The organism is Clostridium sp. CTA-5 (assembly GCF_054768135.1).
The window spans coordinates 1-12,794 of the sequence record NZ_BAAAAT010000022.1 but is presented as its reverse complement, the minus strand read 5'-3'; the positions used below and the strand labels follow the sequence as shown (position 1 = coordinate 12,794).

The window sequence follows — 12,794 nt, the reverse complement described above, 5'->3', positions numbered from 1 at the left end:
TGGCATAGAAGTAACACTCCTACCCATTCCGAACAGGACAGTTAAGATCTATAGCGCCGAAGGTACTGCATGGGAGACTGTGTGGAAGATTAGGACGTTGCCAGGTAAGTGTAAAGAGATAGTTATTATAACTATCTCTTTTTTAGTTTATGTAAAATTAGAGAAAATTTAATAAGTCTAATGAATTAAAAAATGATCACATTTAAATAATAATATTTAAAAGAATAACTCTGTTTAAATATTATTATTTTTTATATAAACCCCTTTAAATTAGTTTATTTAATTTAAAGCGTTACAGAGCAAGTTTTTTATACTTGGATTTAAAATGTTATAAATTATAGTCATTTAAGAGGGATTTTAAAGAGAATAAAAAAATAATTAGCTATGTATAAAATTTGAAAATCATTTATACATAGCTTTTTTTAATACGTAAAAATATTAGCTTTACATATATAATTAATTAACTCATTTAATTATATATAAAATTATCTTATTATCTTATACAGAAATATTATCACAATACATTTTATATTATATATATTACAATTTAAATTTTACATTTATTTAAATCATCTTGTTAAAGATAATTTAAAACTAAATTTAAAATTTGATTGTAGAAATCATATTACAACATATACATTATAAATTTTAATATTAGATGCACAAATTTTTTCTCATGTCATATATTAAAAAAGTCACTATCTATATTTTGGTGAGTATTATTTATAGTTTTCTACAGAAGTATGAAAATATATATGAAAAGTTATAATATACATTTTGATATTATAACTTTTTAAGGCGTTATCTATAATTATTATTAAAAAGATAGACTAAGATATGTTTCTGTACAATAAATAAAAGATAATATTTTAATTTAAATTATATGGAATAATTTTTTATTTAATAGAATACACATGGAAACAGACTGCAATTTATAGCCTTACTTTTAAGTATATATTAATTTAAAACTATATACTTAAAAGTAAAGAATTATCTGTATATTCTTAAAAGGGGGATTTATGCGTGTAGAAAAAAACATAGGGATGATATAAAAGAGATTTTTTTGTAAAAAGATAAGAAATTAGGCAAAAATAAAGGGTTTAAAAAAGCAATCAAAACGAGCAAAATCGAGTGAAATAAATTCAAGAATTTGGTAAAATATAATTAACATCATTATGTAATATATTATTACATATTAATTATAAAAAATAAGTATACAAAGAGAATTTAGATAGGAGGGGCTAATTTGAAACGCAGTAACAAAAATAGTAAAAAGGTGGGAAATGATTTAGGTGATGACTTAGAAAATATAAAACTAACCAAAAACCAAGAAATTAAAGTAAAGGAAAATGATATTAAAGGCACTTCTTTAAAATCTACAGATGCAACAGATTCTGTTAAAACAAGTGTAAATCCAAAGGAGGCTCTATCTATAAAAGAAATTCAAAATAGTAAATCAATTTCTGATAAAAAGAAAAATCCCCAAAGGTCTGATAAAAAAAATAAAAATGTTAAATCAAATAAGAAAACAAGATATGCTGAAAAGTATGGAAGAAAAATAAATAAATTTGATATGACTAGTGAAAATACAAACCTATTTCATGAAGGTAAAAATTATAATGTTTATGATATATTAGGTGCTCATATTAAAACTGAAAAAAGAAAAAAAGGTGTTAGATTCACAACATGGGCTCCTAATGCTAAAGAGGTTTATTTAGTTGGAGATTTTAATAATTTTGAAATTGATAAAGATTATAGACTTGAAAAAATTACAGATAAGGGATTATGGAGCTTGTTTTTAGTTGGAGTAGAGGTAGGATCTAAATATAAATATTGTATTATTGACAAAGATGAAGAGCAAAGTGAATATAAGTCAGATCCATATGCAATAGAAAGTGAATTAAGGCCCAATACTGCATCTATAGTTTGTGAATTAAATAACTTTAAATGGAATGATAGAAAATGGCTTAATAAAAGAAATAAAGTTAATATTTTTGAAAGTGCAATGAACATATATGAAGTACACCTAGGCTCATGGAAAAGAAGTGAAGATGACAACTTTTTAACATATGAACAACTTAGCGAAGAACTTCCTAAATATGTTAAAGAGATGGGTTATACACATATTGAATTGATGCCGATATGTGAACATCCATTAGATCAATCATGGGGATATCAAGGAACGGGTTATTATTCACCAACTAGTAGATATGGAGATGCAAATGGATTAAAAAAATTAATAGATAAATTACATCAAGAAGATATAGGTGTAATTCTTGATTGGGTTCCTGGCCATTTTTGTAAAGATGCTCACGGATTATATAAATTTGATGGAACACCAACATATGAATATTCAGAAGAATGGAGATCAGAAAATTTAGGATGGGGAACATGTAATTTTGATTTGGGAAGACCTGAGGTAAGATGTTACTTAATATCTAATGCACTGTATTGGATAAGAGAGTTTCATATTGATGGTCTTAGAGTAGATGCCGTTTCTAGTATACTCTATTTAGATTATAACAAAGGAGAAAATGAATGGGTTCCTAATAAATATGGCGGAAGAGAAAATTTAGAAGGTATAGATTTTCTAAAAGAGCTTAACAGAGCTGTTTTGGGAGAGTTTCCTAATGCCTTAATGATTGCTGAAGAGTCAACAGCTTGGCCAAATGTTAGTAAATCCAATAGTGGTGAATCATTAGGTTTTAACTTTAAATGGAACATGGGATGGATGAATGATACTTTAGAGTATATAAAATTAGATCCTATATATAGAAAATATAATCATAATAAGGTTACCTTTTCAATGATGTATAATCACTCAGAGAATTTTATACTTCCAATATCTCATGATGAGGTTGTACATGGTAAAAAATCTTTAGTGGACAAGATGTGGGGAGATTATTGGAATAAATTCGCAGGATTAAGATTATTCGCTTCATATATGATGGGACATCCAGGTAAGAAGTTACTTTTTATGGGATGTGAATTTGGTCAATTTATAGAATGGAGAGAATATGAAAGTTTAGAATGGTTTTTAATTGACAAATATGAAATGCATAAACAAACATTATCATTTTTTAAGGAATTAAATCATTTTTATCTTGATAATAAGGCACTTTGGGAATTGGATTATGATGCAAATGGATTTACATGGATTGATGCAGATAATACTTCTCAAAGTATATTGGTGTTTATAAGAAGGAGTAGAATTGATGATGATACTTTAATATTTATAAGCAATTTTACACCAGTTGTTTACTATGATTATAGAATAGGTGTGCCATTTTTAGGTGAATATGAAGAAGTATTAAATACTGATGATGTTAAGTTTGGTGGTTCAGGTCAAGTAATCGGTGAAACATTATTATCAGAAAAAGTAGCTTTTCATAATCAACCATATTCAATGAATATTAAAGTACCGCCAATGGCCACAGTAATTTTTAAAATAAAATCTATTAATAAAGATGTTTCCGAAGATGATGAACAAATTGAGAATTTTATTCAAAAATCTGAAGATAGCAAAGAGATAGAAGATAGCAAAGAGATAGAAGATATTAAAGAGATAGAAGATATTAAAGAGATAATGGATAAACTTAAGGATTTAGAAGAATAGAAGAATAGTAGAAGTTGTAAAAGTAGGAGGGAAAATAATGAGGGTTTTATTTGTGGCTTCTGAAGCAAATCCATTTATTAAAAGTGGTGGGTTAGGAGATGTAGCTGGGGCATTACCAAAAGAACTTGCTAAAAAAGGCGTTGATGTTAGAGTTGTAATACCTAAATATAAAGGAATAAATAATGAATTAAGAGATAGATTAAAATTTGATAAGTGGTTTACAGTAAATGTTGGTTGGCGAAATCAATTTTGTGGTATATCAGAATATACTTGTGACGGAGTAACTTATTATCTTGTAGATAACGAATATTACTTCTATAGAGATGATATGTATGGATATTATGATGATGCTGAAAGATTTGCTTTTTTTGATAGGGCTGTATTAGATATGATAAAGCAATTAGATTGGCAACCAAATGTTATACATTGTAATGATTGGCAAACAGGAATGATTCCAGTTTTACTTAAATTAGAGTATATGAAAAAAGATATGTTTTATTGGAATATTAAAACAGTATTTTCAATTCATAATATACTTTTCCAAGGAGTTTTTGACCCTGTAATTTTACCAGAACTATTTGGATATGATTATCAACCATACTTAGATAAGAGTTTAAAATTTGATGATGGTGTAGGATTTATGAAGGGTGCAATAATTTATTCGGATTTTATTACAACTGTTAGTTATAGTTATGCAGAAGAAATTAAAACTCCTCAATATGGTGAAAGATTAGAGAGTATATTAAGAGAAAAATCTTATGCACTAAGAGGAATATTAAATGGTATAGATTATGATGAATTTAATCCACAAACTGATAATGTAATAGCTAAAAATTATAGTGTTGATAATATAAGTGAAAAATATTTAAATAAAGAAGCTCTTCAAAGAGAACTTGGATTAAATGTTAATAAGGATACCCCTTTAATTGGAATGGTAACTAGGCTAACAAGTCAAAAGGGGCTGGATTTGTTAGTATCAATAGCAGATAGATTATTACAAAAAGATATCCAGTTAGTTATAGTTGGGACTGGGGATAAATATTATGAGGAACATTTTAGGTGGTTAAATAAAAGATATGGAAATAAAGTGTCTGTAAATATTAAATTTGATAATGTATTAGCACATAAAGTTTACGCTTCAGCAGATATGTTTTTAATGCCTTCATTATTTGAACCTTGCGGACTGGGCCAATTGATAGCACTTAGATATGGAACAATTCCAATTGTAAGAGAAACTGGTGGATTAAGAGATACAGTTAGAGCCTATAATGAATATACAGGAGAGGGTAACGGATTTAGTTTTTATAACTATAATGCAGATGAATTATTTTATATGATAGATTACGCATTAAGAATGTATTATGACAAGAATAGATGGAGCAATATAGTAAAACAAGCAATGAATTCTGATAATAGTTGGAGCAAATCTGCTGAAGCATATTTAAATATGTATAAGGAGTTGGAATATAGGTAATATTAAATCTCAGTATAGGGGGAAGCTAAATGGTAACAATGGATAAGAAATCATTTAAAAAAGCATATGTAAATAAATTTTTAGAAATGCATGGAATAGAGCTTAAAGAAGGTACCAACCAACAAAAATATGAAGCGTTGGGAAGCTTAGTAAGAGATTATGTTACAAGGACTTGGTTAAGAACCAATAAAAAATACAACAAAACTGGTGAAAAACAAGTTTATTATTTTTCAATGGAATTTTTATTAGGAAGACTGCTAGGGGATGCTTTGTTGAATATTGGAATTAGAGATATTTGTAAAGAGGGTTTAGCAGAACTTAATATAGATTTACAAGAGTTAGAAAATTTAGAGGAAGATCAGGGATTAGGAAATGGAGGACTTGGTAGACTGGCAGCTTGTTTTTTAGATTCTATGGCATCATTAAATATACCAGGTCATGGATGTGGTATTAGATATAAATATGGATTCTTTGAACAAAAAATAATTGATGGAAAGCAGGTTGAGGTTTCCGATGACTGGTTAAGAGACGGAAATGTATGGGAAAGAAGAAATTCAAATAAAGCTGAAATTGTTAAATTTGGAGGGGACATTAAAGTTGAAGAACGTAATGGAAGGTTAACTTTTGTTCATGTAAATTATGCACCAGTTTTAGCAGTACCATATGATACACCAATTGTTGGTTATAAAAATGGGATTGCTAATACTCTTAGACTTTGGAGTGCAGAAGCAGTTTCAAATGAATTTGATTTTTCTTCATTCAGTAGAGGAGATTTTTTAAAAGCAATTGAATATAAAAATTCAGTAGAGTCTATATCTCAAGTATTATATCCAGAAGATTCATTTTATGAAGGTAAAAGGCTTAGATTAAAACAACAATATTTCTTTGTTTCAGCGGGTATTCAAAGTATAATAAGACATTTTAAAAAGCATGGTGGTAACATTTTAGAATTAGATGATAAGATATCAATTCACATAAATGATACTCATCCAACTTTAGCAATACCAGAACTTATGAGAATTTTACTAGATGAAGAGGGATTAGCTTGGGAAGATGCATGGAGAATAACTGAAAAAACAATATCGTATACTAATCATACAATTTTGGCAGAAGCATTAGAAAAATGGCCTATTGATATGTTTAAAGCGTTGCTTCCAAGAATATATATGCTTATTGAAGAAATAAATAGGAGATATTGTGAAGAGCTTTGGAGTAAATTCCCGGGTCAAGAAAATAAAATATCTAGAATGGCTATAATAGGTGATGGTCAAATTAGAATGGCACACTTAGCTATAGTAGGGAGCCATAGTATTAATGGAGTAGCAAAACTTCATACAGAAATATTAAAGAAGAAGGAAATGAGTGATTTTTATTATTTATATCCTAATAAATTTAATAATAAGACAAATGGAATAACTCATAGAAGATGGCTTTTAAAGAGTAATCCTAAACTTACAAAATTATTATGTGAAACAATAGGCGATGGTTTTATTAAACATCCGTTAGATCTTCAAAATTTTGAGAATCATTTGAATGACACTTCGGTTTTAGATAGATTAGCAAAAATAAAATTTGAAAACAAACAAAAATTAGCAAAGATAATATTCCAAAATCAAAATATTGCAGTGGATCCTAATTCTATATTTGATGTTCAAGTGAAAAGGATACATGCATATAAAAGACAAACTATGAACTGTTTAAGGATAATGGATTTGTATAATAAATTAATAGATAATCCTAATTTAGATATTCATCCAAGGACTTTTATATTTGCAGGAAAGGCAGCACCAGGATATTATCTTGCTAAAAATACTATAGAGCTAATAAATAATGTTGCAGATAAAATAAATAGTGACTCAAGGGTTAATGACAAAATAAAAGTAATATTTATGGAAAATTACAGAGTTTCATTAGCAGAAGAGATAATTCCAGGAACAGATGTAAGTGAACAAATATCTACAACTACTAAAGAAGCTTCTGGAACTTCAAATATGAAATTTATGATGAATGGAGCAATTACAGTAGCAACATTAGATGGAGCTAATATAGAAATAAAAGATGAAGTTGGCGATGATAATATAATTATTTTTGGATTAAATGCAGATGAAGTATTGAATTATTATAGAAATGGCGGATATAGTGCATTAGAAATGTACAATAATGATCCAAGAATTAAGAATGTACTGAATGATCTGCTAAATGGAAAATATCATAATGATAGAGATAGATTTAAGAGTATATATGAAAACTTAATTACTTATAACGATGAGTTTTTTGTGTTAAAAGATTTTGATTCTTATTTAAAAGCTCAAGATACAATAGATAAACTATATAGAAACAAAAAAGAATGGCAAAAGATGTGTGGTGTTAATATAGCACATTCAGGAATATTTTCATCAGATAGAACTATTGAACAATATGCAACAGGAATCTGGGGATCTGAAGTACTATATAAGAACCTATAGGAAGGACTAAGTTAATGGATGACATAAAGGTGGTTTATAATTCTCAAGATAAAAATTTTAGAAAACCTTTTGGTGCGGTAGAGCTAGGTCAAAAGGTAAAATTATCAATTGTAGTTAATAAGGATTTAATGGTAGCTATAGAGGTTGTAAATTTTAATGGTGATAGCTCACAAATTGGAATGCAAAAAGAATATTTAAATAATGGAGACTATAAGTATTCAGCAGAAATAGATACATCAAAAAATATAGGAATTTTACAATATTATTTTATTTTAATTGATGGATATAGAAGAATTTATTATGGAAATAATGATGAAAGACTGGGTGGCGAGGGACAATTATATATAAATGACCCAGTGCCATATCAAATAACAGTTTATGAGAAATGTAATATTCCAAATTGGTATAAAGAAGGAATAGTATATCAAATATTTGTAGATAGATTTTTTAATGGTAATGATGATAAAAAAATAAACTCTCCTAAGAAAAATTCTTTTATATATGCTACTTGGAATGATGAACCTATGTATATAAAAGATAATATGGGAAGGGTATTAAGATGGGATTTCTATGGTGGAAATCTAAAAGGTATATTAAAAAAATTAGATTATATTAAATCATTAGGTGCAAATATAATTTATTTAAGTCCTATATTTAAATCAGCTAGTTGTCATAAATATGATGTAGGAGATTATGAAATTGTGGATGAAATGTTTGGAAGCAATGATGAATTTCATAATTTATGTAAAGTTGCAGAGAGTAAAGGGATTAAGATTATATTAGATGGTGTATTTAGTAATACTGGTTCTGATAGTAAGTATTTTAATAAATTAGGAAATTATGATGAAATAGGAGCTTATCAGTCTCCAAACTCAAAATATTATAATTGGTTTAGATTTATAAATTATCCTTATCAATATGAATCATGGTGGGGCCTTGAAAATAGACCTAATGTTAATGAGTTAGAAGAAAGTTATTTAGATTATATTATAAATAAAAAAGATTCAATTATAGAAAAATGGATGAATTTAGGTGCAAGTGGATGGAGATTAAATGTTGCAGATGAATTGCCTGATGAATTTATAAGATTGATTAAGAAGAAGATGAACAGTGTTAATAAAGATAATGTTTTAATAGGCGAAGTTTGGGAAGATGCATCTAATAAAATAAGTTATTCAAAAAAGAGAGAATATTTATTTGGAAGAGAATTAGATTCTGTTACGAACTATCCATTAAGAGAATATTTAATTAATTTTGTTAAAGGGTATATTAAATCAAGTAAATTTAAAAAGAAAATAATGTGTTTATATGAAAATTATCCTCGAGAAAATTTTTATGCAAATATGAATATTATAGGCACACATGATACTGAAAGAATTTTAACGGTATTAGATAAAAAATTAGATTTATTAAAGTTAATTATAGTATTGCAAATGACATTACCAGGCGTCCCGGTAATTTATTATGGGGATGAGGCTGGATTAGAAGGTGGAAAAGATCCAGAATGCAGAAAACCATATCCGTGGGGGAAAGAGAATGATAAAATAATTGAATTTTATCAAAAAATTACAGAAATAAGAAACAATGAAGAGATATTAAAAAAAGGGAATTTAAAAATTTATGATACAGCAGATGAAATATGTATTTATGAAAGAAGATATGAGGAAAATAGTATTGTGGTTATAGTAAATAATTCATTTTCAAATAAACTTATAGAATGCCCAGAAATTGAAGGAGCATATATGGATTTGTTTAGAAATAAAAAAATTAATATAACTACTAATAGTACATTATCAGCTCATGAATTTTATATTTTAGCTGAGATTTAGATACATCAAAGAAAATAATAGTTCAAAATGATAATTGTCTATTATTTTCTAACGTGTAATTTAATAATAAATTTATAGTAAACAAGTGATTTTATATATGAGAATTAGGGGAATAGAGAGGGGAATTCATTTATGGGAAAAAATGAAATTGTAGCAATGATATTGGCAGGAGGACAAGGGTCTAGATTAGGAGTTCTTACTAAAAAATTAGCTAAACCAGCAGTACCATTTGGAGGGAAATATAGAATAATAGATTTTCCGTTAAGTAATTGTTCGAATTCAGGAATATATACAGTCGGTGTATTAACTCAATATAAACCATTAGAGTTAAATGCACATATTGGAATAGGTGGTCCGTGGGATTTAGATAGAAAAAGTGGCGGGGTAAGTATATTACCACCATATCAAGAAGAAAAAGGCGGGAATTGGTATAAAGGGACAGCAAATGCCATTTATCAAAATATAGAATTTGTAGATAGATATGATCCAGAATATGTATTGATATTATCAGGGGATCACATTTATAAAATGGATTATACAAAAATGCTAGACTTTCACAAGGGAAAAAATGCAGAGGCTACTATTGCAGTTATAGAAGTTCCTATGGATGAAGCGAGTCGTTTTGGAATAATGAATACTAGAGATGATCTTTCAATATATGAATTTGAGGAAAAACCTAAAAATCCTAAGAGTAATTTAGCATCTATGGGTATATATATCTTTAATTGGAAGACTTTAAAGAAATATTTAAAGAATGATGAGCTAAATAAGGAATCTAGTAATGATTTTGGAAAAGATATAATTCCAAGCATGCTAGGAGATGGAAGTAAAATGGTTGCTTATCCGTTTAAAGGTTATTGGAAAGATGTAGGTACTATTGATAGTCTTTGGCAAGCAAATATGGATTTATTAAAAGACAATAATGAACTTGATTTACATGATGAGGATTGGAAAATATATTCAGACAATCCAGTAAGACCTGCTCAATATATAGGGGAAACAGCTAGGGTATCTAATTCACTTATAGTTGAAGGTTGTGTAGTGAATGGAGAAGTTGAGAATTCAGTTCTATTCCAAGGTGTACAAGTTGGTAAAAACTCAATAATCAGAGATTCAGTTATTATGACTAATGCAAAGATAGGGGATAATGTAGTAATTGAAAAAGCCATTATTGGTAATAATGCAATAATACGAAAAGATTGCAGAATAGGATTAGGTGATGAGATAGCCATTGTTGCTGCTAAAGAGGAAATAAAGATGGGTACTATAATAGAAAAAAGTAAGGTAGTATAAAAGATATGATGGAGGATATGGGTATGAATAACTGTTTAGGAATAATAAATTTAGATGAAAATGAGAGTAAAATGGGAGAATTAGTTGTAAATAGGCCTCTTGCTTCAGTTCCAATAGCCGGCAGGTATAGAATTATAGATTTCGTTTTATCAAATATGACTAATTCAGGCATTGATAGTATAGGTCTTTTTGCTAAAAATAAATCTAGATCATTAATAGATCATTTAACAAATGGTAGACCTTGGGATCTGCATAGAAAAAAAGATGGACTAAGAGTGTTTAACTTTGGAGAGGTTGAACCAGCTTATGAAGATGTTCGTAATTTTGCAGAGAATATAGAATTTTTCAAACGTAGCCACAAAGAATATGTAATTTTAACTCCATCATATATGATATGTAATATAGATTATAAAGAAATAATAGATTATCATAAAAATAGTGGACATGATATTACAATGGTTTATAAAAAAGTAAACAATGGTAATAAAGAATTTGTTGGATGTGATGTGTTAAATTTTGATGATTTAAATGAAGTAATAAGTGTTGGAGAAAATGTAGGAAGAGATAAAGAAATTGATATTAGTATGGAAATGTATATTTTATCAAGGGAATTATTTATTGATATTGTTCAAGATTGTATAATAAGTGGAATGTATAAAAAAGTAAAACATTTTATACATGGTAATTTAGATACTTTAAGAGTTGGTGGATATGAATTTAAAGGAGATTTAAATTGTATAAACTCTATTAAAGCTTTATATGATAGTAATATGAAATTGTTAAATAGAAAGATAAGTAAAGAAATATTTAAAGAAGATAAAGCTATATATACAAAGGTTAAAGATGAAGCCCCAACACATTATACTTGTACTAGTGAGGTTGTGAATTCAATTATAGCTAATGGATGCTATATTGAAGGTAAGGTGGAAAATTGCATAATAGGAAGACGAGTTTATATTGGAAAAAATGCTAAACTTAAAGATTGCGTAATTATGCAAAATAGTGTTATAGGTGATTTTACTATATTAGATAGTGTAATTGCAGATAAAGGAACAGAAGTTAAAAAAGGTGAAAAGCTAGTAGGATCACATATATATCCATTAGTTCTTATGAAAAAGCAATTCCTATAAATATTAATTATAGGAATCTCTACTTATATGTATTTGTAGAATGGTTTATAGAAATAAAATATAAAATTTGTATATTAACCTTTTCAAGTTTATTTATATAATTAGATATGTTGAAGGGCTATTAATATAATATACTCATTTTTTATCTGTTAGGGATTTATATTACTTTAAAGAAGCTGTTGATAACTTAAAGTAGAATTTTGTTTAAAGGTTAAGAAATAAACCTAAATCCAAATGATTTACTATTATTAAAAGATATCTTAACAAGGGCTGGTGTCTTTTAACTTTAATTATTCATATATCTGTGAATTGTTAATTAAAGTAGGGAGTAACTAGATTAGTTTCATTAACGATTTAAATAATACACAATAAAAAATAACAAATCCATTTGTCAGCATATTTTCCATCATAGGAAGCTAGACTCGCATACGCTCGCTGAGTAAGAGATTTACACAAAATCATAGATTGCACTCTGTGAAAGTTCTGCCAACCAAATATAAAATTTGGAGCATTATTTTTGGTTCTCTGCTCATCATCAAATTGAACTAATAGGCGTGTTATGAGGGCAATTTGTCTCCTTGTATGATGGAAAATATCCATTGCAATTTTGGATTTGTTATTTATTTTTATATGCCTAAATAAAATTTGTTGACAATTATTTAATTAGATGATAAGATAAAACACGTCGCAGAAAGTAATAAGTAAAACAAGTTACAGAACTGGAAAAGTTATTTAAAACTTGGAAAAAACTTATTGACAGTATTCAAATCAGGTGATATACTAAAAAAGTCGCTTGGTGGTGACACAAAAAAACAAAAGCTGACAACGAGAGTTGGAGCGAAAGAAAATGGTCTTTGAAAATTGAACAGAATATATAAAATACATTTAAGTAAACCAGCAATTCTTTTTGAAAAGTAAGCTAAGATTAAACTTTTTTATGAGAGTTTGATCCTGGCTCAGGACGAACGCTGGCGGCGTGCCTAACAC

Annotated in this window: 6 protein-coding genes and 1 rRNA gene; all 7 read left to right on the top strand. The window is 27.7% G+C overall.

Going from position 1 to position 12,794, the window contains the following annotated elements; all coding sequences use genetic code 11:
• A 5S ribosomal RNA gene (gene rrf / locus ACYUET_RS18820) occupies window positions 1-106 on the top strand; the annotation flags it as partial.
• Window positions 107-1,573: 1,467 nt separating this feature from the next.
• Window positions 1,574-3,616, top strand: a complete 2,043-nt coding sequence (glgB, locus tag ACYUET_RS18815; protein ID WP_460282175.1) for a 1,4-alpha-glucan branching protein GlgB — start codon at window positions 1,574-1,576, stop codon at window positions 3,614-3,616.
• A 37-nt stretch (window positions 3,617-3,653) separates the two neighbouring features.
• Window positions 3,654-5,090 carry a glycogen synthase GlgA gene (gene glgA / locus ACYUET_RS18810; RefSeq protein WP_460282173.1) on the top strand — a complete coding sequence of 479 codons (1,437 nt, stop codon included), beginning with the start codon at window positions 3,654-3,656 and terminating at the stop codon, window positions 5,088-5,090.
• A gap of 29 nt (window positions 5,091-5,119) precedes the next feature.
• The gene (locus ACYUET_RS18805; protein ID WP_460282171.1) at window positions 5,120-7,555 is read left to right on the top strand and encodes a glycogen/starch/alpha-glucan phosphorylase; all 2,436 of its coding nucleotides are present in this window, start codon (window positions 5,120-5,122) and stop codon (window positions 7,553-7,555) included.
• Between the two features lie 14 nt (window positions 7,556-7,569).
• Complete coding sequence (locus tag ACYUET_RS18800) at window positions 7,570-9,384, top strand: glycoside hydrolase family 13 protein (RefSeq protein ID WP_460282170.1); 1,815 nt, start codon at window positions 7,570-7,572, stop codon at window positions 9,382-9,384.
• Window positions 9,385-9,516: 132 nt separating this feature from the next.
• Window positions 9,517-10,677 (top strand): glucose-1-phosphate adenylyltransferase, encoded by a 1,161-nt coding sequence (locus ACYUET_RS18795; RefSeq protein WP_460282168.1) that lies wholly within the window; start codon window positions 9,517-9,519, stop codon window positions 10,675-10,677.
• 23 nt (window positions 10,678-10,700) lie between these two features.
• A complete protein-coding gene (gene glgD, locus ACYUET_RS18790) occupies window positions 10,701-11,807 on the top strand; it encodes a glucose-1-phosphate adenylyltransferase subunit GlgD (protein WP_460282167.1) in 1,107 nt (368 codons plus the stop codon).
• Window positions 11,808-12,794: the final 987 nt, after the last annotated feature.

Bases quoted from the DNA above. Each gene is read 5' to 3' on its own strand.
- glgB (WP_460282175.1), top strand. From the start codon at position 1,574: ATGACTAGTGAAAATACAAACCTATTTCATGAAGGTAAAAATTATAAT.
- glgA (WP_460282173.1), top strand. From the start codon at position 3,654: ATGAGGGTTTTATTTGTGGCTTCTGAAGCAAATCCATTTATTAAAAGT.
- ACYUET_RS18805 (WP_460282171.1), top strand. From the start codon at position 5,120: ATGGTAACAATGGATAAGAAATCATTTAAAAAAGCATATGTAAATAAA.
- ACYUET_RS18800 (WP_460282170.1), top strand. From the start codon at position 7,570: ATGGATGACATAAAGGTGGTTTATAATTCTCAAGATAAAAATTTTAGA.
- ACYUET_RS18795 (WP_460282168.1), top strand. From the start codon at position 9,517: ATGGGAAAAAATGAAATTGTAGCAATGATATTGGCAGGAGGACAAGGG.
- glgD (WP_460282167.1), top strand. From the start codon at position 10,701: ATGAATAACTGTTTAGGAATAATAAATTTAGATGAAAATGAGAGTAAA.